The sequence below is a fragment of the Actinoplanes sp. NPDC023801 genome, from assembly GCF_040639655.1.
Classification (GTDB): Bacteria; Actinomycetota; Actinomycetes; order Mycobacteriales; family Micromonosporaceae; genus Actinoplanes.
Genome location: NZ_JBFAAI010000014.1, coordinates 205,680 through 225,003, shown reverse-complemented (window position 1 = coordinate 225,003; position 19,324 = coordinate 205,680). Strand labels below are relative to the sequence as shown.

Annotated in this window: 19 protein-coding genes and 2 pseudogenes; 11 read left to right on the top strand and 10 right to left on the bottom strand. The window is 70.0% G+C overall.

The genetic code is table 11. The annotated features are described in order from the left end of the window. Positions 1-39: 39 nt before the first annotated feature. Genes AB0G04_RS25055 through AB0G04_RS25045 form a run of 3 tightly spaced genes read left to right on the top strand, consistent with a single transcriptional unit; the run spans position 40 to position 2,426 of the window. Positions 40-1,419 carry a glycine--tRNA ligase gene (locus tag AB0G04_RS25055; RefSeq protein WP_360987215.1) on the top strand — a complete coding sequence of 460 codons (1,380 nt, stop codon included), beginning with the start codon at positions 40-42 and terminating at the stop codon, positions 1,417-1,419. A 38-nt stretch (positions 1,420-1,457) separates the two neighbouring features. Further along, entirely contained in the window at positions 1,458-1,688 is a 231-nt protein-coding gene (locus AB0G04_RS25050) for a hypothetical protein (protein ID WP_360987213.1), read from the top strand. Between the two features lie 33 nt (positions 1,689-1,721). Continuing rightward, a complete protein-coding gene (locus AB0G04_RS25045) occupies positions 1,722-2,426 on the top strand; it encodes a hypothetical protein (protein ID WP_360987211.1) in 705 nt (234 codons plus the stop codon). 7 nt (positions 2,427-2,433) lie between these two features. On the opposite strand, the gene AB0G04_RS25040 is transcribed toward AB0G04_RS25045, so the two are convergent. Then, positions 2,434-2,916 (bottom strand): XdhC family protein, encoded by a 483-nt coding sequence (locus AB0G04_RS25040; protein ID WP_360987209.1) that lies wholly within the window; start codon positions 2,914-2,916, stop codon positions 2,434-2,436. A gap of 140 nt (positions 2,917-3,056) precedes the next feature. On the opposite strand from AB0G04_RS25040, the gene AB0G04_RS25035 reads away from it, so the two are divergent. The 4 genes from AB0G04_RS25035 (at position 3,057) to AB0G04_RS25020 (ending at position 6,588) form a co-directional block, all read left to right on the top strand. Further along, complete coding sequence (locus AB0G04_RS25035) at positions 3,057-3,365, top strand: hypothetical protein (RefSeq protein ID WP_360987207.1); 309 nt, start codon at positions 3,057-3,059, stop codon at positions 3,363-3,365. A gap of 65 nt (positions 3,366-3,430) precedes the next feature. Further along, positions 3,431-4,549, top strand: a complete 1,119-nt coding sequence (dusB, locus tag AB0G04_RS25030; RefSeq protein WP_360987260.1) for a tRNA dihydrouridine synthase DusB — start codon at positions 3,431-3,433, stop codon at positions 4,547-4,549. Then, positions 4,549-5,421: a hypothetical protein gene (locus AB0G04_RS25025; RefSeq protein WP_360987205.1), complete on the top strand. Its 873-nt coding sequence runs from the start codon at positions 4,549-4,551 to the stop codon at positions 5,419-5,421. Before dusB ends, AB0G04_RS25025 begins: the two co-directional genes overlap by 1 nt. A gap of 48 nt (positions 5,422-5,469) precedes the next feature. Then, complete coding sequence (locus tag AB0G04_RS25020; protein WP_360987203.1) at positions 5,470-6,588, top strand: hypothetical protein; 1,119 nt, start codon at positions 5,470-5,472, stop codon at positions 6,586-6,588. A gap of 87 nt (positions 6,589-6,675) precedes the next feature. Here the strand turns inward: AB0G04_RS25020 and AB0G04_RS25015 are convergent, their stop codons facing one another. From AB0G04_RS25015 to AB0G04_RS24980, 8 genes are all read right to left on the bottom strand, one after another. After that, positions 6,676-8,169, bottom strand: a complete 1,494-nt coding sequence (locus AB0G04_RS25015; protein WP_360987201.1) for a family 43 glycosylhydrolase — start codon at positions 8,167-8,169, stop codon at positions 6,676-6,678. A 1-nt stretch (position 8,170) separates the two neighbouring features. Next, on the bottom strand, positions 8,171-9,154 hold the full coding sequence (locus AB0G04_RS25010; RefSeq protein WP_360987199.1) for an arabinan endo-1,5-alpha-L-arabinosidase: 984 nt from the start codon (positions 9,152-9,154) through the stop codon (positions 8,171-8,173). Between the two features lie 306 nt (positions 9,155-9,460). Then, positions 9,461-10,537, bottom strand: a complete 1,077-nt coding sequence (locus AB0G04_RS25005; protein WP_360987197.1) for a DUF2786 domain-containing protein — start codon at positions 10,535-10,537, stop codon at positions 9,461-9,463. 79 nt (positions 10,538-10,616) lie between these two features. Then, complete coding sequence (locus tag AB0G04_RS25000) at positions 10,617-12,236, bottom strand: family 43 glycosylhydrolase (protein WP_360987195.1); 1,620 nt, start codon at positions 12,234-12,236, stop codon at positions 10,617-10,619. A 221-nt stretch (positions 12,237-12,457) separates the two neighbouring features. Continuing rightward, positions 12,458-12,829, bottom strand: a complete 372-nt coding sequence (locus AB0G04_RS24995) for a hypothetical protein (protein WP_109591698.1) — start codon at positions 12,827-12,829, stop codon at positions 12,458-12,460. A 52-nt stretch (positions 12,830-12,881) separates the two neighbouring features. Continuing rightward, positions 12,882-13,370 (bottom strand): roadblock/LC7 domain-containing protein, encoded by a 489-nt coding sequence (locus tag AB0G04_RS24990; protein WP_360987193.1) that lies wholly within the window; start codon positions 13,368-13,370, stop codon positions 12,882-12,884. A gap of 36 nt (positions 13,371-13,406) precedes the next feature. After that, on the bottom strand, positions 13,407-14,453 hold the full coding sequence (locus AB0G04_RS24985; protein WP_360987191.1) for a DUF4388 domain-containing protein: 1,047 nt from the start codon (positions 14,451-14,453) through the stop codon (positions 13,407-13,409). Positions 14,454-14,498: 45 nt separating this feature from the next. Next, complete coding sequence (locus tag AB0G04_RS24980; protein ID WP_360987190.1) at positions 14,499-14,846, bottom strand: hypothetical protein; 348 nt, start codon at positions 14,844-14,846, stop codon at positions 14,499-14,501. 275 nt (positions 14,847-15,121) lie between these two features. On the opposite strand from AB0G04_RS24980, the gene AB0G04_RS24975 reads away from it, so the two are divergent. Continuing rightward, positions 15,122-15,475 (top strand): VOC family protein, encoded by a 354-nt coding sequence (locus AB0G04_RS24975; RefSeq protein ID WP_360987188.1) that lies wholly within the window; start codon positions 15,122-15,124, stop codon positions 15,473-15,475. Positions 15,476-15,492: 17 nt separating this feature from the next. Here the strand turns inward: AB0G04_RS24975 and AB0G04_RS24970 are convergent, their stop codons facing one another. Further along, positions 15,493-17,058 carry a methyl-accepting chemotaxis protein gene (locus tag AB0G04_RS24970; RefSeq protein WP_360987186.1) on the bottom strand — a complete coding sequence of 522 codons (1,566 nt, stop codon included), beginning with the start codon at positions 17,056-17,058 and terminating at the stop codon, positions 15,493-15,495. 45 nt (positions 17,059-17,103) lie between these two features. Here AB0G04_RS24970 and AB0G04_RS24965 point away from each other — a divergent pair, with 45 nt between their 5' ends. The 3 genes and pseudogenes from AB0G04_RS24965 to AB0G04_RS24955 all read left to right on the top strand — a co-directional run. After that, positions 17,104-18,315 (top strand): deoxyguanosinetriphosphate triphosphohydrolase, encoded by a 1,212-nt coding sequence (locus tag AB0G04_RS24965; protein WP_360987184.1) that lies wholly within the window; start codon positions 17,104-17,106, stop codon positions 18,313-18,315. A gap of 47 nt (positions 18,316-18,362) precedes the next feature. Beyond that, a pseudogene (locus AB0G04_RS24960) lies at positions 18,363-18,557 on the top strand (CHC2 zinc finger domain-containing protein); the annotation flags it as partial. Positions 18,558-19,049: 492 nt separating this feature from the next. Continuing rightward, positions 19,050-19,241, top strand: a pseudogene (locus tag AB0G04_RS24955) (LAGLIDADG family homing endonuclease); the annotation flags it as partial. Positions 19,242-19,324 lie beyond the last annotated feature (83 nt).

The following is a 19,324-nucleotide window of genomic DNA, read 5'->3' as shown; positions in this document are numbered from 1 at the left end:
TCCCCGCCGACACCCAGCCGGCGTAGGAGGAAACCGCACATGCCTGCCGACCGTATCGACAGCGTCGTCAGCCTGGCCAAGCGCCGGGGCTTCGTCTTCCCCTCCAGCGAGATCTACGGAGGAACCCGCTCGGCCTGGGACTACGGTCCGCTCGGCGTGGAACTGAAGGAGAACGTCCGCCGGCAGTGGTGGAAGACCATGGTCCAGCAGCGCGACGACATCGTCGGCCTGGACTCGGCGGTCATCCTGTCCCGTGACGTGTGGGCCGCCTCCGGTCACCTCGACGCGTTCGTCGACCCGCTGACCGAGTGCCAGTCCTGCCACAAGCGTTTCCGGGCCGACCACCTGGAGGAGGCGTTCGAGGCCAGGCACGGCAAGCTTCCGGGGTCCCTGCAGGAGCTGAACTGCCCGAACTGCGGCAACAAGGGCACCTTCACCGAGCCGAAGATGTTCAACGGCCTGATGAAGACGTACCTCGGCCCGACCGAGAGCGCCGACGGCCTGCACTACCTGCGCCCGGAGACCGCGCAGGGCATCTTCGTGAACTACAACAACGTGGCGACCGCGGCCCGCAAGAAGCCGCCGTTCGGCATCGCGCAGGTCGGCAAGAGTTTCCGCAACGAGATCACCCCGGGCAACTTCATCTTCCGTACGCGTGAGTTCGAGCAGATGGAGATGGAGTTCTTCGTCGCGCCCGGCAGTGACGAGGAATGGCACGAGTACTGGCTGCAGGAGCGCTGGAACTGGTACCGCGACCTGGGCCTGTCCGAGAGCAACCTGCGCTTCTTCGAACACCCGAAGGAGAAGCTCTCGCACTACTCGAAGCGCACGGTCGACATCGAGTACCGCTTCCAGTTCGGTGGCACCGAGTTCGCCGAACTCGAGGGCATCGCCAACCGCACCGACTTCGACCTGTCGACGCACTCGAAGCACTCCGGCGTGGACCTGTCCTTCTTCGACCAGGAGAAGGGCGAGCGCTGGGTGCCGTACGTCATCGAGCCGGCGGCCGGCCTGACCCGTGCCGTGCTGGCGTTTCTGCTCGAGGCGTACGACGAGGACGAGGCCCCGAACACCAAGGGCGGCGTCGACAAGCGCACCGTCATGCGGTTCGACCCGAGGCTCGCGCCGGTCAAGGTCGCCGTCCTGCCGCTGTCGCGCAACCCGGAACTGTCGCCGAAGGCCAAGGAGCTGTCGGCGAACCTGCGCAAGCGCTGGGTGGTCGAGTTCGACGACTCGCAGGCCATCGGCCGCCGGTACCGCCGCCAGGACGAGATCGGCACCCCGTTCTGCGTCACCGTGGACTTCGACACCCTCACCGACAACGCGGTGACGGTTCGCGACCGGGACACCATGAAGCAGGAGCGGGTGTCCCTCGACCAGATCGAGGACTACCTGATCAAGCGCCTGCCCGGCTGCTGACGGCGTTCGAATCCATCGATGCGGGGCATGGTTGCGCCATGCCCCGCTTCGACTCGATGCGGATGGCTCACCACAAGCCACTGGTGGTGATCGGCTCGATCGTCGGACTCGGCATCATCGGGTTCGCCACCGTGCGTATGGTCTCCGGCGGCCAGGGGCTCGTCTCCGCCCTCTTCCTCGGACTGTTCGGCCTGGCGATCATCGGGTTCAACCTGTGGTCGGCCTTCGGCCGCAACGGCTCCGCCTGCACCGTCACCCGCCGGGACTGAACCCTTCTCGACGGGGCTCTAAGCTTCCGGGACATGTCATCACGGGGAGTCTTTGCACTGGCGATGCTGACGGCCACCGCGATCGGGGCCGGCGCCACCCTCGGTGGTTGCGCCGCCGAGGAACAACCGCGGATCCCGCTGGGCGAGGCCGGGTCCGCGACGCCGATCCGGCTGGCCGCGAAGCCCGACCGCACCGGGCTGCTGCCGATGTCGAAATGGCCGGCCGCCTGCGACCTGCTTCCCGAACCGGCGGTGCGGGAGATCCTGCCCGCGGCGACCGTGGTGGAGATGAAACGCGTCACGCCGACGTTCGAGACCGGCGATCTCGGCAGCCGGGACCGCGTCTTCCCCGGCGACGCGTCGTGCCACATCGGCATCGACTTCGCCGGAGCCGAGCGGCGCGAGTCGCGTGATTACCCGGCGTACATCTACGTCACCGTCCGGGCGGCCGGTACGCCCGAGCTGGCCAGGAAGAACTACGACGAGAAGGTCGTCCTCGCCGGCAAGGAGTGCCCGGCCGACCTGGTCGCGGCGACCGGGCTGGACGGCTGTGCCGAGGACATCGGCAAATGGGCGTTCCTCAAGAACGGCATCACGGGCGAGCTGAGCGGCCTCGCCCCGTTGCTGAACGACGGCGTCTACTTCGAGGGCCAGAAGGAGAACACCTACGCCGACCAGATCTGGCGCGGCACCGTCGAGACCGAGATGCTGAAGGCCGTCGCCGCACGGCTCCCCTGACGGGAAGTCAGAACTCGAAACCGCCGGGGCGGTGGTTGCGGTCGGCGATCAGTCCGGCGAGCACGGCCACGGCGATCTCCGGTGGGGTACGGCTACCGATGTTCAACCCGACCGGCCGGTGCACCCGGCCGATCTCCTCCTCGGGCACGCCCAGCTCACGCAGCGCCGCCAGGTGCGGGCCCTCGTGGCGGGGGTTGCCCAGGATGCCGATCCATCGGGACTGCCCGGCCAGCGCCTCCTTGAGCAGCGTGCCGATCTCCGGCCGGTGATGATCGGTCAGCAGGATGTCGGTGTGCTGGTCCGGGGCGGCGGCCGCCAGATCACCCACGAAGGTGTCGCCGTGTGGCCGTGGTGTCCCGCCCCGCCGGGTCGGGTCCGGTTCCACGAGCACCGTCCGGAAGCCCAGCTCGACCCCGAACCGGGCCAGCATCTCGGCCACCGGCGACTCGAGAACGACGATCAGCCGCCGCGGGCTCAGCGCGTCACTCACCCCGTCGACTCTGCCAGACCTCAATGGAAAAAGCACCCGTTAAGGTGTCGCCCGCCAACTGGTATGGTGACTATTGTTACGCCGCTAGGAAAACCCCGGCCGGCAACCGTGACCGGCTACCCTCACCCCTGGAGGCGTCGTTGCCCACCCTGGAAGAACGCGTCGGCAATCTGGAGGACCGCATGGACGAGCAGGAGCGGCTCCGCGCCAGCCAAGACCGCGATCTTGCCGACATCTCCGAGAAGCTGCGGGCCCAGAAAGGCCTCCTCCAAGCTCTCGCGAAGACTCAGTCCGAGCACTCCGCGATCCTCGCCGAGCACTCCGCGATCCTCGTGGATCACACGCAAAGACTCGGCCGGCTGGAAGGCAAGGTCGACACCGTCGAGGGCGGTGTGCGGCAGATCATCGGGATGCTGGACACGTTGATCGAGCGGGACAGCGGACGGTAGCCGAGCGGGCGATTCGAGGTCGCCGGGCCGGGCGTGTCACCCTAGAGCGCGTGACCGCACCACTCATGCTCGGCGACCACGCCGTCAATCCGCCCGTCGTGCTCGCCCCGATGGCGGGCATCACCAATGTGGCGTTCCGGCGGCTCTGCCGGGAGCAGGGCGGTGGCGTCTACGTCTGCGAGATGATCACGACCCGGGCGCTGGTGGAGCGGATCCCCAAGACGCTCAAGATGATCGCGTTCGCGGAGGACGAGGGCTTCCGCAGCCTGCAGCTCTACGGGGTGGACCCGGACGTGACGGCGGCGGCCGTGCGGATGGTCGGCGAGGACAACCTCGCGGACCACATCGATCTTAACTTCGGCTGTCCGGTGCCCAAGGTCACCCGGCGCGGTGGCGGCTCGGCCCTGCCGTGGCGACGCCGGCTCTTCGGCCGGATCGTGACGCAGGCGGTCGCGGCGGCCAAGCCGTTCGGCATCCCGGTCACGATCAAGATGCGCAAGGGGATCGACGACGACCATCTGACGTACGTGGAAGCCGGTCTCGCCGCCCAGGAAGCCGGCGTGACAGCGGTGGCCCTGCACGCCCGCACCGCCGAGCAGCGCTATTCGGGTCAGGCCGACTGGGACGCGATCGCCACCCTCAAGCAGGCCCTGGACGTGCCGGTGCTCGGCAACGGTGACATCTGGGAGGGCTCCGACGCCCTGCGCATGGTGGAGCACACCGGCTGCGACGGGGTCGTGGTCGGCCGCGGCTGCCTGGGCCGGCCGTGGCTGTTCGCCGACCTGGAGGCGGCGTTCACCCAGGGTGCCGGTTACCGGCCGGTGCTGCCGTCCCTCGGTGAGGTGGCCAAGATCATCGCCCGGCACGCGCAGTTGCTGGTCGAGGCGCTCGAGGACGAACGGCACGGCTGCGCCGACTTCCGCAAGCACGTCGCGTGGTACCTGAAGGGCTTCCCGGTCGGCGGCGAACTGCGCCGCAACCTGGCGATGATCTCGTCGCTGGCCGAGCTGGACGACCTGCTCGCCAAGCTCGACCCGTCGATCCCGTTCCCGGCCGAGGCGCTCGGCCAGCCCCGCGGCCGGGTGAACGCGCCCGGCAAGGTGTCGCTCCCGCACGGATGGCTGGACAGCCGCGACGACGAGACCGTTCCCGAGGGCGCCGAGACCGACGAGTCCGGCGGCTGATGGATCCGCGTTCGGTCGAACCCTTCCCGCCCACCTGGACCGACGACGGTCCACCGGCCCACGACCGGTTCCCCGCTCTGCCGCGGTCCATCGCGTGGGAGCCGGACGTCGACGAGCCGACACTGTGGCGGGCGCTGGAGTGGGGCGACCTGGAGTGCTGGAGACGGCTGGTCCAGATCCTGCGGGAGCAGGACCGCCTGGCGGAACTCGAACCGTCGCGGGAGCGCCTCGCCGCGACCGCCTCGGAGAAGGAACTGACCAGGCTCGTCGACTTGTGCTCGTCGAGCTTCGACGCCGTGTCCGGTGCCCGCTTTCAGGTCGCCCGGGTCACCCGGTTCCCCGCCGACGCGGTCGGCATGGAACGCTGCGCGGCGCTGCTGGCCGAGGTCGGCTCCTTCGACGAGGCGGTGGCCGCGCAGCGGGAGGCGCTGCGGCTCGGCAACGGTGCGACGTACTTCCGGCTCTGGCCGGAACGCACGTTGCGGGCGTTGACTCGTGGCGGCCGTTTCGACGACGCCGAGGAACTGCTGCGGGCGTACCCCGGTGAGATGGCCGCCGTCTTCGCCCTCGCTCTGCTCCTGCAGGTGCGCGGCCGCACCGCCGAGGGCGAGGAGCTGCTGCGCCGGCATCCGGCGGCGGACCACTTCCGCGTACGGTATGCGCTGTTCACCCTGTTGGAACGGGACGGACGGCATGCCGAGGCCGCCGAAGTGGTGCCGGCCGAGGGCTGGCCGCTCCAGATGCGCCGGGAAGCCGAGCGCCGGGCCGTCGAGTCCTCGCCGTTCACTCTTCCCCGGGTGCCGCCGGACGACCATCCGCACTGGGCGATCTGGTCGGTGGACGACTTCCTGGGCCGGGCGTTCGCCGTCTGAGATTCCCGGGGCTGCGGGAGATCGCCGCACCGGGCACCATCGGGGCTCATGCGGGGCAGTGTGTCGGGAATCCGGGTGTGGACCAGTGTGCTGCTGGTCTGCTTCATGTGGGCGGTCATCGCGGCTGGCTCGTTCGCCCTGGCGGCGGCGCTCGTCATGCGGTTCACCGGATCATGGGGGTGGGCGCTCGCGGCCGGGTTCCTGGCCGCCGCGGTGCTCTGCGGTGCACTGTCGGACGCCGGGCTGATCCCCGGCCGGGGAACCGGGCTGGCCTGCCGGTTCGAACTGGCCCGGCATCCGGGGGACTGGGATCGCCATGCCCGCGCTGCGGAGGCGCTCAGCCGCCGCCACCCGGACGCCGCCGAGCGGGCCCTGCGGCGGGGCCTCGCGGAGGGCAGCACGGAGGCCTACGTGCCGCTGGCCAGGCTGCTGGAGAAACAGGGCCGCGCGGACGAGCTCGCCGCTGTCCGGGCCGAGGTGGCCGGTACCGCGGGCGTTCCCCAGTTGCGGGGCCTCGTCATGCGCTGCGACCAGCGGATCCCGCGGGACTACCGGGCCGCGGCCGACTTCCAGGCGGCGCTGACCGACCGCGACCCCGGGAACGCAAGACTCCGCGACTACCTGGGCATGCTTCTGGCCGAGGCCGGCGACTTCGAGGGTGCGGTCGCCGCCCACACGGAGGCCGGCCGGTTGCGGCAGGCCGACAGCCGTGACCCGCTCGCCGAGGCGATCGAATTCCGGCTCCGGACGGCCCGCCTGCTGCGCGACGCGTTCCGGGCCGAGGAGGCGGAGGCGCTGCTGCGGGATTCGGCGGGCGACACCCGCGCCCTGCCGCCGCTGGTGTCGCTGATGCGGGCGCGGGGCCGGCTCTACGAGGCCGAGAACCTGCTGCGTGACCATCGGAAGCCGGACTACCACGTGTTGCACACGCTCCGGACCCTGCTGCGGGAGTCCGGCCGTGAGCAGGAGGCCGCCGAGGTGGAGGTGCCGCCGAAGCCGGTTCAGCCCCGGCGGCGGCACGGCGGCGGCTCGGACTTCAGCACTGCCGACGATCTCGGCGGCAGTTCGCCGACCTATGCGAGCGCGTCCCCAGCCGGCTACAGCGATGCCGGTGGCGGCTACGCCAGCGATTCCAGCAGCGGCGGCGATTCAGGTGGCGGCTGGTGAGATCCAGCTGGCGCGCACCGCTGTCTCAGCAGCGCTGAGACAGCGGTGGCGCACAGCCGCGGGGTTGAGGCGACAAGCGGGGGAGGATCAGGCCGCGATCTTCCACTGCTGGCAGGCGTTGCCCAGGGCGGCCCACTGGCGGACCGCCACGCCGTCGGCGCTGCCGCAGCCGGCCACGTCCAGGACCATGCCGTTGCCCCGGTTGGCGATCAGGTAGGCGCCGCCGACCGGGGTGACGCTCCACTCCTGGCAGACGTTGCCGAGCGACGACCACAGGTTGAGGCCGGTCCCGTTGGCGCTGCCGCAGCCGACCGAGTCGAGGACCTTGCCGCTGTTGACATTGGTGATCCGGTAGTGGTTGCCGGTCGTCTTGGTGAACGTCCACTGCTGGCAGGCGTTGCCGAGCGACGTCCACTGCTGGATCGCGGTGCCGTCGGCGGTAGCGCAGTTCTTCGCGTCCAGGACCTTGCCGCTCGACGCGTTGGTGAGGCGGTACCTCGTACCGGCTGCCGGGAACGAGACCGTGCCGCCGGGGTCGCCGGACGGGGCCGTCAGCGTGGTCGAGAGCTTGTCCGGCGTACCCAGGTCGGGTGTGCCGTCGCTGTTGAAGCCGACCTTCTTCAGGCGCGTCGTCCGGGTGGCGCCGCAGCCCTGCGCCGTGGTGTCGTTGGCGTGGTAGGCCATCCACGTCTCGGTGCCGTCGGGCGAGGTGAAGAACGAGTGGTGGCCGGGGCCGTAGACGCCGTTGGCGTCGGAGCGCTGGAAGATCGGCGTGCTCTTCTTGGTCCACGACGACGCGGCGAGCGGGTCGGCACCGGTCAGGGTCAGCATGCCGATCTTGTAGTCCGGCGTGTTGCAGGAGCTGGCCGAGAAGGTCAGGTACGTCTTCCCGCCGCGCTGCAGGACGTAGGGCGCCTCGTTGACCTTGGTGCCGACCTGCTCCCAGGCGTGGGTGGGGTAGGCGATCCGGGTGCCGAGGGCGTTGACCGTCCACGGGTTGCTCATCGGTGCGATGAACAGGCTCTGCAGGTCGCCGACCCACGACGAGTAGAGGAAGTAGTTCTTCCCGCCGATCGTCGCCACACTGCCGTCGATCGCCCAGCCGTTGTTCGCCTGCACCTTCAACTGGCCCTTGAACGTGTACGGGCCCATCGGGTCGGTGCCGGCCGACTCGAGCACGAACGACCGCTGCCCGTCGCAGCACGCGGCGGTTCCGGCGGTGTAGTACAGGTACCAGCGGGTGCCGTTCGGGCCGGACAGTTTGTGCAGTTCCGGAGCCCAGACGTTGCAGCAGCTCGCGGTCGCCGTGCCGGTGTGGACGACCGACTCGGCCGCGCCGGGCAGGGCCGCCACCGACCTGGCCCGCTTGATCACGACCTGGTTGTTCCAGGTCGTCGCGGCCAGGTAGTAGTAGCCGTTGTCGAAGCCGACCCACGGGTCGGCGCCGTATGGCGCGGACGCCACCGGGTTGGTGAACCCGACGGCGGCGTCGCTGCTGAGCGGGTTGAAGGCGACGGTCACGTAGGCCGCGGCGGTCATCAGGATGGTGATGAGGGCGGCTCTCAGGGGACGGACGCGCATCTCAGTAGACCGTCGGCCAGCCGGAGGAGCTCCAGCTCAGCAGGTTGATGCCGAGCCGAGCGTCGCCCGCCGGGGTGTAGTAGTGGTAGACCAGCACGTCCTGCGTCCCGTCCTTGAACACCGCCGGGTGCCCGGGGCCGTGGACGGCGTCGTGCGAGGCCAGGATCTCGGTGCCACCACCCGCGGTCATCAGCGTGCCGGCCCGGTCCTTGTACGGCCCGGTGATCGACGTCGACCGGCCGACCACGGTCCGGTACGTGCTTGACGCGCCCTTGCAGCAGAGGTCGAACGCCGCGAACAGGTAGTAGTAGCCGTTGCGGTGGTAGATGTGCGGCGCCTCCACCGACTTGCTGTTCACGAACCGCTCGGCGATGTGGTGGACGGTGCTGTCGGCCCGCTTGCCGGTCGACGGCTTCAGCTTGACCATCTTGATGCCGCTCCAGAACGAGCCGAAGCTGAGCCACCACTCGCCCGCCGGCGTGACCGTCAGGTTCGGGTCGATCGCGTTGTATCCGCTGGTCGTCGTACTCTCGACGACCTTGCCCTGGTTGGTCCAGGTGCCGGCCGCGCCGGTGCTGCTGGTGGCCAGGAAGATCGCCGACCTGCTGGAGCCGAACGTCGAGGCCGAGTAGTACATCAGGTACTTACCGCCCTGGTACGAGATGTCGGGCGCCCACAGGTTGGTGTCACCGCCCGTGTAGGCGTCGGCCCACGGCGTGCCGTTGGGGAAGGCCTTGCCCGCGTCGGTGAACCTGGTGCGGTCGGTGGACGTCTTCAGCCCGATGCCGGGTGCCGTGTAGGCAAGGATGTATCCGCCGGCCGGCTTCTTCACGATCGTCGGGTCGTGCGCGAACGTCGAACCGGTGACCACCCCGGGATTCGGGTAGGTCGCGGCGTCGGCTCGGGTGAGGCCGTAGGCGCTGGCGGTCACGGCCAGCAGGCCGGTCACACCGGCCAGCATGATCTTGCGTAGGCGGGGTCGCATGGGGGATGCGTCCTTTCGATGGGGATCTCTCGCCCGTAGGTGTGCCGCCGATCCGGAAAGGTTGCTCTTCAGCGCTGCAAGGAAAGAAGGGCGGTCGTTCTCGCCGGCTGCTTCGGGCGTACCGCCGGGGGGTTCTTCGGGAAGGCCCAGCGCGAGCAGGCCGCCCGCGGTGTGACGAGGCCGGCCAGCAGGTAACCGCCGGTCAGATACGCCGGGGTGGTAGAGGAGCACGCTCTCCGAGAAGGCCTGCACCGCATACAGGGGTCAGCGACAAATCGGATGAATGTCCTCATCCTGCCGCTGCTGTCAACGCAATTCGGCCTCGTCGGCGGCGGCCCGGCCGGACTCCCAGCCCTCCAGGCTGTCCACCCGTCGCCCACGGGCCCGGACCGTCCGCGGGAACGCCCGGTCCATCGCCTCGTGCACCTTGACCTCGCGGGTCCGCAGCACCGGCAGCAGATGATCGTGTCCGGTCAGCTCGCGCTCGACGGTCTCCCGCAGCCGCTCGCCGACCCGTACCCCGTAGGCGACCAGGAACGACCGGCGGAACGCCTTCAACCTGGCCTTGCGTACGTTCTTCTCGTCGCGGACCATCGCCCGGTTCGCCTGGACCAGCAGCGACGTGTAGAGCAGCTCCACCACGTCGATGTCGGCGTCGAAGCCGAAGACCGTGCTGAACCCGAGCTCCGGCGACCAGACCGTGCGGCACGTGTTGGCCCCGGCCACCGCGTCCAGCAGGCCGGCCTTCTCGCTCTCGTAGGGATGGTCGACGCCGATCCGCCGGGCGAACGGGACCACGTCCACCGCCGGGGCGGCGACCATCTCGATCCGGTACCGGGCGATCAGCTCCTGCGCCTTCGCGCTGTACGTCTCGGCCTCGGCCGGGAAGTCGGTCGACTCCGCTTTCGCCAGCAGCGCCCGCACCCGGTCGAGGATGCGCTGGTCACCGTGGTGCGGAACGCTGGTCAGCGGAGTGCCCGGAGCCGGGATCAGGACCTCGATGCGCGGCAGTCGCCGTAACTCGGCCACCAGGTCCAGCGAGGCATCGAGCACGGCGATCCGGTCCGGCTTACGGCCTTCGGGGGTACGCAGAGCATCCGCCTGGGCCTGCCAGCGCTCGTCGACGGGCTCCCGGCCACGGAGGAAGTCCCGGGTGGCGTCGGCGACCAGCCGCGCCTGGATCGGGTTGCCGCGCCGGGCGACCGCGCGGTGCAGCTCGGCCGGCTGCCAGCCGTTGCCGAAGAGCCGCTCGAACTCGGCCCTCAGTGCCGAGGCGAGAGCCGTGTCCACCTCGGCGGCGGCCACACCGGTCAGGACGTCGAGTGCGTCCTCGTGGCCGAGTTCGCCGGAGCGCACCCTGTCGATGATGTCCCGGGCGCCCATGGGAGGGAATGGTAGTTGCCGGGGTCCTGGTTCCCGGCCAGGACCCCGGCGGCCGTGACCTGCCGTACAGGCCGGTCGGTCACGGCGCCAGCAGCAGGACCTCCCGGCTCTGCCCGTCCATGCCCACCAGGCGGTACCCGCCGACGGGCAGTGCCTCGATCTGCCAGGACGTGCCGCCGAGCGACCGGTGTGACCCCGGCCCGGAGATCCGGTACCAGCCGTCGGACACGTGGGTGAAACGCCAGCGCTTGCCGATCAGCCGGGTGTTCGCCGGGTCGGTGAGCAGCACGTCGCCGACCGGCTGGAGACGGAAGTCCTGGCAGTCGCCGGCCGCGAAGGTCTGCACCGGGGTGCCGGCCCCGCCGCATCCGGCCGGTTGCAGGGCCCGGCCGGCCAGCGGGTTCACGATCCGCGACCAGCCCTCGGAGCTGGGGATCAACCGGAACCGCTGGCAGTCGTTGGCCAGCCAGCCCCACTGGGCGACCCGGGCGCCGTCCGCGTCGACGCAGGCCGCCACCTCGGCCACCTTGTTGCTCTGCCGGTTGGTGAGGCTCACGAAACCGTTGCCGCGGTCGTCAAGGCGCCACTGCCGGCACCGGTCAGCCGGACCGGGGTCCGCCAGGCTGATGTCCGCCCCCTCGTAGCCGCAGGTCGCGTTGGCCAGGACGGCCCCGCTGTCGCGGTGCACCAGCTGCACGGGCGCCGGGCCGTGCCCGTGGCCGCGGTTGCCGCTGAGCGGATCGGACAGCCGGGGCCACCCGTTCGCCCACCGGATCCGGCGGATCGAACCCTTCGGGGCGCCGTCGTCCGCGGCGTCGTAGTAGTGGTGGGCGAACAGGTCGCCGTGGACGTCACCGTGGCCCGGCCCGGTGAATCCGTTGTAGCCGGCCAGGATCTCGGTTCCGCCGCCCTCGGTGAGCAGCCGGCCCTCGGCGTCCGTGTACGGGCCGGTGATGCTCCGGGAACGGCCCACCATGACCCGGTAGTCGCTGTTCACGCCCCGGCAGCAGAAGTCGAAGCTGACGAACAGGTAGTACCAGCCGCCGTGGTGGGTGATCGACGGCCCCTCGATCGCCATGCCGCCCCGCGAGGCGATCCGGTGCTCGGTGGTGTCCGTCGCCGACAGCAGGCCGGTCCGCACGTCGAGCCGGCGCATCCGCAGGCCGTCCCAGAAGGAGCCGTACGACAGGTAGGCGTTGCCGGCCCGGTCGAAGCTCACGTCCGGGTCGATGGCGTTGACGTCCTCGACGCCGCTGGTGGTGCGCAGGACCATCCCGCGGTCCACCCACCGCGGGTCCGCCAGAGACTTCGTGGTGGCCAGGCCGATCACCGAGTTGTTGGTGCCGAACGACGAGGCCGCGTAGTACAGGTGGTACTCGCCGTCGAAGAAGCTGATGTCCGGAGCCCAGAAGTCGGCCGGGGTGACGCCCAGTTCCTCGGTCACCCAGGCCGGCGGGGTGTCGAACACGGTGCCGGTGTAGGTCCAGTGGATCAGGTCGGTGGAGCGGCGGATCGGCAGGTAGGTTCGGGTGCCGCTGTCCCCGGTGATGATCTCGTAGTACCAGCGGCCCTGTTTGATCAGCGTGGGGTCGTGGGCGACCGGATCGGGGTTCGCCCGCACCGGAGCGGCGGCTCGGGCCGGCACGGCCGGCGCCGTGATCAGGAGAATGGCGGCGAGCAGAACGCCGAGTGTTTTCACGGGTCCTCACAGACGGATGCGCGGCGCGCGGTGCTGGCACACTCTTTGCAGCGCTGCAAAACAGGATGCACGCCCGTCGATCCGACGGCAAGGGGTAACACCCCGGAAACCTGTGTCACGGTCCGGTGGTCCAGAGTGCGGAGATCTGCCGAGCTTCGGCGCGGGGGCGGGGAGGGCGGTGCGGGCCCTCCCCGCCAGGGGTGGCGGTCACGCCTCGAACCTCAGACGTCGAGGTCGTTCTCGATGCGGCGCAGCTGGTGCCGGGACATCGCGAGGTTCGCCCGGTCCCGCCGGAGCGCCACGTACAGGAAGAGGCCCTTGCCGGACCGGCTCGTGAGCGGCCGGATCATGTGGTACTGCGTATCGAGCGTGATGAGGATGTCCTCGATCTTCTCGGAGAGGTTGAGCATCTCCATCGCACGCAGCTTGGCGCGGACCACGTCGGTGTTGCCGGCGGCGGCGACGGTCAGGTCGAGCTCCTTGCCACCACCCAGGGTGCCCAGGGCCATGCCGCTGGTGTGGTCCACGAGCGCGACGCCGATGCAGCCGTCGATCTCCATGATTTCCTTCAGTGCGGTGTCCATGTCGGGCATGGGATTGTTCCTCCGTTGTGGTGGGATGGATCTTCGAACGGTCTTCTACCGGTCAGCCGGTCGCCTGGCGACGGCGGACCACGTTCGGCAGGGTGGCCATCGGCGTCCGCCGGGCAAGCGGGGCGGATGGACCGGCCTGGATGGGAATGTCCGGGCGCAGCTGAGGTGCGGTCTCCAGCGCGAGGATCCGGACGAGCCGGCGTACGCACCGGCGCGCCTCCAGATGGACCATGGCGAGGTTCGCGTCACCCGAAGTGACGACGGTGAGCAGCGCGTTCGGGCCGGCGGTGTACGAGGTGATGTAGCCGCCGTCGCACTCGACCACGGACTCCCTCAGTTCGCCGTGGTTCACGGCGTGCGCGAACCGCCGGGCCAGGGCCAGGTGGGCCGCGGCCAGAGCGGCCAGGGTGTCCGGCTCGATGCCGTGCGAGTCGTGCGCCACGACCAGCCCGTCGGCGGTGGCGAGCACACTTCCGGCCAGCTCCGGCACTCTGCTGCGCAGGCGCGCAAGCTCCTCGAGTACCGCCGGGTCCACCGTCATTCCTCTCCTCGCTCCTTCTCGTCGGGGGTGCGCGTGTCACCGCAGTGCCCTGAGTGCGGTGCGTATGCGCTTGAGCAGGACCTCGTCGGTGCCCTGGTGGACGGGTGGGCTCTCACCCGCCATCTCCTTGGGCAGCTTCGCCCCGGGTTTCCGGCGGGCCAGCCGCGGTAGCCGGTTCGGGCCGGCGTTGTGCTCGCCGGGCGGTGGATCCCCTCCGGGCGGCGGATGCCGCGCCACCGGCTCCGGGCCGGAGATCACCGGCACCGTGTCCCGGGCCATCGACGCGGTCTCCCAAGCGGTCGGGCCCGCCTCCCGGGGGAGGGGGACCGCCTCGCGGGCGAGGGGGACCGCCACGCCTCGTGGATGCGGGAGCCGGACGAACTCCGGTGACTCCGGCGTTCGTGGCTCGGGCTGTTCGATCAGCCCGGCGGCGGCCATCCGGCGGAGTTCCTGGATGATCGCGTAGCCTGCCCGGCCGAGCAGTTGTGCCAGGTCGGCGGGGGTGCGCTGACCGTCCGCCTGGACCAGCAGCTCCCACTGCGGCGCCGTGACGGTGACCCGTTCCCGGGGCGGCCGGGTCACCGGGATGACCGGCGACACGTCGATCAGGGGGTTCGGGAAGATCTCGTCGAGCAGCGCGATCCGGCGGCGGACCTCCCGGTCGACCGCGGCCGCGTCGATGTGCACGACCGGCCCCAGCCAGTGCGTGGCACCGGGTACGAACTCGGCCCGCGCCGTCCGGTCCGCCAGCACGAAGTAGGCCGCGTCGTAGGTGGCGCCGAGCACGCACAACTCCAGCTCACCCTGCGTGAGGTGGCCCTGCTCGACCAGCAGGCGGCCGACCCGGGCGGTCGAGGTGCCCAGATCGAGCGCGTTCTGCCAGGTCCGCCCGGCGAGCCGCCCGGAGGAGGTGAGCAGCTCGCCGACCCCCGGTGCGGCCGGCGACTCGGCGTAGACGACCCGCCCCTCGAGGACGAAGACCGCGCCGCCCGGATGGCCGCCGACCATCAGCGCTCCGGTCTGCCGCGCGCCGGCCACCTGCGTGAGCAGGTTCCCGGGCGCTGCGGTCCTCGTGGGGGCCACCGATCGCTCCTTCGTGGTCAGTTGATCGGGCGGTTCTCGTACCGGTCATCGCGTGACCAGTTCGTCGGCCAGGCGTTGCATCATGCGGCGGGCCACGGCGAGGTTGCCGCGAACCCGGTCCAGCCACACGTAGAGCACCAGGCGGCTGTCGAACTCGGTCTGGACCATCCGTAGGAGGTGGTAGCCACCGGCGGTGGTGATGATCAGGTCTTCGAGCAGGTCGTGCGGTACCGCGGAGACGAACAGCGAGCGACTGTTCGCGGCCTGCACCACCTCGGCCGTGCCGGCGGCCGCAGCCTCGTGGTCCTCGTTGGGCGCCGCACCGGTCGTGGCGACCGGGAAGCCCGTGGTGTAGTCGACGATGCTGGCGCCCACGGCGCCGGGAATCGTCATTGCCTCCTGTAGACAGTGGTCGACGCCGGGCACTTCACTCCTCAGCGCTTCGGTCGGTGATCAGACGCTTCCCGCCCGCCACCGTGGGCCATCCTCCGGTGACCCTGTGGCTACAAGTCGCACGTTTTGTGCGTCCCGGCGCAGCCGTTGACGGCTCGTCATCCTGGCGCCACCACGGGCTCTCGCCGTCGCACTCCAGGTGCGCTGTTTCGTCCCGGTTCACCCGTCCGGGTCGCGTAACATGATCGTCACGTGTCTATCCGGAGGAGGCTTTCGTGCCCAGTCGGTGGGAGCAGATCGTGGTCGACGCGCATGACCCGGCGCGGCTCGCCCGCTGGTGGGCCGAGGCCCTCGGCTACCTGATCGTGAACGAGGCGCCCGACGAGGTGGAGATCCGGCGCACCCCCGACGAACTGCCCGGATTGCTGTTCACCCCGGTCGGAGACGTCAAACGGATCAAGAACCGGCTGCACATCGACCTGCGTCCGGACGATCAGGCGGTCGAGGTGGAGCGCCTGGTCGGTATGGGGGCGCGGCCCGTCGACATCGGTCAGGGCGACGACGTGCCCTGGGTGGTACTGGCCGACCCGGAGGGCAACGAGTTCTGCGTCCTGAGCTCCAGGCGCTGAGTTCCGGGCCGTACGCCCTAGTACCGGAACTGGGTGATCAGCGAGCGGATGTCGTCGGCGGCGCTGCTCACCAGTCCCGCCGAGTGCCGGGTGGTGTTCGCCCCCTCGGCCGTGAACGCGCTCGACGACGTGATGTGCGAGACCGTCCCGCTGATCTCGGACGCCGCCGACGAGACGGCCTCCACGTTGCGGGTCAGCAGGTCGGTGGTGGCCGACTGCTCCTCGACGGCGGCGGCGATCGTACGCTGGCCGTCGTCGATCCGGGCGATGATCTCCGCGATCGCCCCGATCGCCTGGGCCGTGCTCGTGGTCATCTCCTGGATCGCGTGGATCTTCGCGGTGATCTCCCCGGTCGCCTGGGCCGTCTCCTGCGCCAGATCCTTGACCTCGGTCGCCACCACCGCGAATCCCTTGCCGGCCTGCCCTGCCCGGGCCGCCTCGATGCTCGCGTTCAACGCCAGCAGATTCGTCTGCTCCGCGATGTTCGTGATCATCCGAACGATGTCGCCGACCTCCCGGCTCGCGTCGCTCAACCGGCCCACCGCCTCCGCGGTCGTGTTCGCGCTCGCCGTCGCCTCGTTGGTCGTCGACGCCGCCGTCGCGGTCTGCCTGGCGATCTCGCGGATCGACGCCGACAACTGATCGGTCGCGGACATCATGTCGGTCACCGAACCGGACACATGGACCGCCGACGAATCCGCGTTGCGTGCCTCTGCCGACGTCCGCTCCGCCGAACCGTCCAGCTCGCCGGCCAGCTTCTGCAATTCGACGCTGGCCGCGCTGAGGCTGCCCACCCGATCCGCGGTCGCCGACACGGTGCCCTGCAGAGCGTCCATCGCCTCGTTGAGCGCCTGCGCCATCTCACCGAACTCGTCCCGGTTGACGATCGGCGCCCGGACCGTGAGATCCCGCCGCGCCACCGTGCGCAGGGTCTCCCGCATCGCCCGTAACGGCCGCCGGATCGCCCGGACGGTGAGGACACAGGCGATCACCGTCAGCAGGTTCGCGATGACGGCCGCCCATTGGATGAACGTCGTGCTCCTGGTGCCCGTCTCACGGCCATGTGCGCTTGCCGCGTCGACCTCCGCGAGCATCGCGTCGTCCAGGGCACCCAGGCTCTCCTCCAGCGCCGCGTAGGCGGTCAGGAAATCACCGAGCAGCCGCATGGCCGCCGCCCGATCGGTCTCCGCGGCCTCGACCGTCGCCGCGGCGGCCTCCGCGTACTCCGTCACCTGCGGACGAGCTGCCGTGTAGTCCGCCTTCAGCGATTCCGGGGCCAGCCCGGCCGCCGCGTCGAACTTCTCGACCATCGTGGCGCTGTGCTCGGTCACCGCCTCGGCCTCGTACTCCTGCCGCTGCTCGGCCGTCGTCGCCACCAGCGCGGACATCACGTCCGCCTTCAGCGCGTCGTGCATCATGTCCGCGTTCCACTGACTGCTCATCGCCGCGCTGATCCTGGCGATCTGCTCGTTCGCGGCACTCTGGTCGTCGGAGTTGCGCACCGCGAACCCGGTCACGAGCGCGACCGAGAACAGACCGGTGCCGCCCAGCACCACGAGGCGGCCGACGATGGAGATCACCACGGTTGACTCATCGGCAACCCGGACATCCGGCTTAGTCTGGGGATCATGACGGCCGCCGAGGCGCAGAGATGGGCAGCCGAGCCCGCCAAGGACAGCGGGTACGGACGTACCCCGTATCAGCGTGACCGGGCACGGGTGCTGCACTCGGCCGGTTTCCGGCGTCTCGCCGCCAAGACCCAGGTGCACACCGCCGGATCCGACGACTTCCTGCGTACCCGGCTCACCCACTCCCTCGAGGTCGCCCAGATCTCCCGCGAGATGGGCGCCCGCCTGGGTTGCGACCCTGACGTCGTGGACGTGGCCGGGCTCGCCCACGACCTGGGCCACCCGCCCTTCGGACACAACGGCGAGTCCGCCCTCGACGTGGTCGCCGCGCCGTGCGGTGGCTTCGAGGGCAATGCGCAGACTCTGCGCGTGATCACCCGGCTGGAGGCGAAGGTCCCCGGCGCCGGCCTCAATCTGACCCGCGCCACCCTCGACGCGTGTTCCAAGTACCCGTGGTTCCGTAAGGCCGGGTACCGCAAGTTCGGCGTCTACGCCGACGACCGGCCGGTCTTCGACTGGCTGCGCAACGGCCGTGACGACGAACGCCGCTGTCTGGAGGCCCAGGTGATGGACTGGGCCGACGACGTCGCCTACTCGGTGCACGACGTCGAGGACGGGGTGCACGGCGGGTACATCCGGCTCCGCGGGCTCATCGACGACCCGGACGAACGCCGCGAACTCTGCGCCGACGTGGCCGCCACCTACTCCACCGAGACCCGCGACGAACTCGGCGCCGCCCTCGACATGCTGCTGGCCGATCCGGCCGTCACCGCGGTCGCCGGGTACGACGGCGGCTACGACTCCCTGGTCGCCCTCAAACGGATGACCAGCGTCCTGACCGGCCGTTTCGTCGCCTCCGCGGTCGGCGCCACGCAGAGCCGCCACGGCACCGAACCGCTGCGCCGGTACGCCGCCGACCTGATCGTCCCGCGGACCGTCCGTAACCAGTGCGCGCTGCTCAAGGGCATGGCACTGCGCTACGTGATGCGGTCCAGGGCCGCCGAGACGTGGTACGAGCAGCAGCGCACCATCCTCGTCGAACTGGTGGAGGCGCTGACCCGTACGCCGGAGAGGCTGGATCCGCTCTTCCGCCCGTTGCACGCGTCCGCCGTGGACGACGCGGCCGCCCTGCGGGTGGTGATCGACCAGGTCGCGTCCCTGACCGACCACGCGGCCGTGGCCTGGCACCGGGCGGTCGTCGGGACACGGTGACGATCGAGGCGGACCCTGCTGGCGGGTGAGCTGTCGCGCGAGGCAGGATGTATGCCGTGGCGGGACGGGTCAAGGACGAGGACATCGCACTGGTCCGCGACCGGACCTCGATCGTCGACGTGATCAGCGAGACGGTGACGCTGCGGTCGGCGGGCGGCGGCAACCTGAAAGGGCTGTGCCCTTTCCATGACGAGAAGACGCCGTCGTTCAACGTCTCACCGGCGCGGAACGTCTACTTCTGCCTGGCGGGCGAGACGCGGGTCATCACTGACCAGGGCATCCGCGAGATCCGTGATCTCGCCGGTGGGCGCCATCGCGTCATCACGACGCACGGCCGTTTCGTCGAGGCGCCGTTCCGATCGTTCGGTGAACAGCCGCTTCTCCATCTGAAGTTGTCCCGCAACGGACAGAAGAAAACCATTCGGGCCACCGGGAATCATCGGTGGTTCATTCGCAGTCGTACGGGTGACAAGCGCCTCGAACGCACCACCGCGGACCTCCGGCCGGGCGATCGGCTGGCGCACGTGTTCCCGCGTGCTCTGGCAACCCGTGACGGCGGGCACACGCTTTCTCCGTCACCGTTCGGTGTCGCCCGTGGCATCGTCTTCGGCGACGGCACGGTCCTCGATCGCGGCAGTGTCGCGATTCTGTACGGCGGCAAGGACAGGGAACTGCTGAAGTGGTTCCCGCTCAACGACACCTATGTCGGCGACGGTCGCATCACGGTCACGGACATGCCGGCGTATTTCAAGACCGACCTGCCGCCGCTTACCGAGTCGCTGTCCTACCTCTTCGGCTGGCTGGCTGGCTATTTCGCAGCTGACGGCGACGTAGCGGCCGACGGTTGCATCTCACTCAACTCCGCACACCGACAGCATCTGGAGTACGTCCGGGACCTCTGCACCCGCATCGGGATCGGGACATACGGCATCCGAGAGTACGTGCGTACCGGATTCCCGGATACGAAGCGTCCGAACGGCGAGATCGGCTATACCACGCCCCTCTACCG

Excerpts from the sequence above, each read along its gene's own strand:
- AB0G04_RS25010 (WP_360987199.1), bottom strand. The coding sequence starts at position 9,154 with ATGCGACCCCGCCTACGCAAGATCATGCTGGCCGGTGTGACCGGCCTG.
- AB0G04_RS24965 (WP_360987184.1), top strand. The coding sequence starts at position 17,104 with ATGACGGCCGCCGAGGCGCAGAGATGGGCAGCCGAGCCCGCCAAGGAC.
- AB0G04_RS24990 (WP_360987193.1), bottom strand. The coding sequence starts at position 13,370 with ATGACGGTGGACCCGGCGGTACTCGAGGAGCTTGCGCGCCTGCGCAGC.
- AB0G04_RS24995 (WP_109591698.1), bottom strand. The coding sequence starts at position 12,829 with ATGCCCGACATGGACACCGCACTGAAGGAAATCATGGAGATCGACGGC.
- AB0G04_RS25055 (WP_360987215.1), top strand. The coding sequence starts at position 40 with ATGCCTGCCGACCGTATCGACAGCGTCGTCAGCCTGGCCAAGCGCCGG.
- AB0G04_RS25025 (WP_360987205.1), top strand. The coding sequence starts at position 4,549 with ATGGATCCGCGTTCGGTCGAACCCTTCCCGCCCACCTGGACCGACGAC.
- AB0G04_RS24980 (WP_360987190.1), bottom strand. The coding sequence starts at position 14,846 with ATGACGATTCCCGGCGCCGTGGGCGCCAGCATCGTCGACTACACCACG.
- AB0G04_RS25005 (WP_360987197.1), bottom strand. The coding sequence starts at position 10,537 with ATGGGCGCCCGGGACATCATCGACAGGGTGCGCTCCGGCGAACTCGGC.
- AB0G04_RS25050 (WP_360987213.1), top strand. The coding sequence starts at position 1,458 with ATGCCCCGCTTCGACTCGATGCGGATGGCTCACCACAAGCCACTGGTG.
- AB0G04_RS25015 (WP_360987201.1), bottom strand. The coding sequence starts at position 8,169 with ATGCGCGTCCGTCCCCTGAGAGCCGCCCTCATCACCATCCTGATGACC.
- dusB (WP_360987260.1), top strand. The coding sequence starts at position 3,431 with ATGCTCGGCGACCACGCCGTCAATCCGCCCGTCGTGCTCGCCCCGATG.
- AB0G04_RS25020 (WP_360987203.1), top strand. The coding sequence starts at position 5,470 with ATGCGGGGCAGTGTGTCGGGAATCCGGGTGTGGACCAGTGTGCTGCTG.
- AB0G04_RS25045 (WP_360987211.1), top strand. The coding sequence starts at position 1,722 with ATGTCATCACGGGGAGTCTTTGCACTGGCGATGCTGACGGCCACCGCG.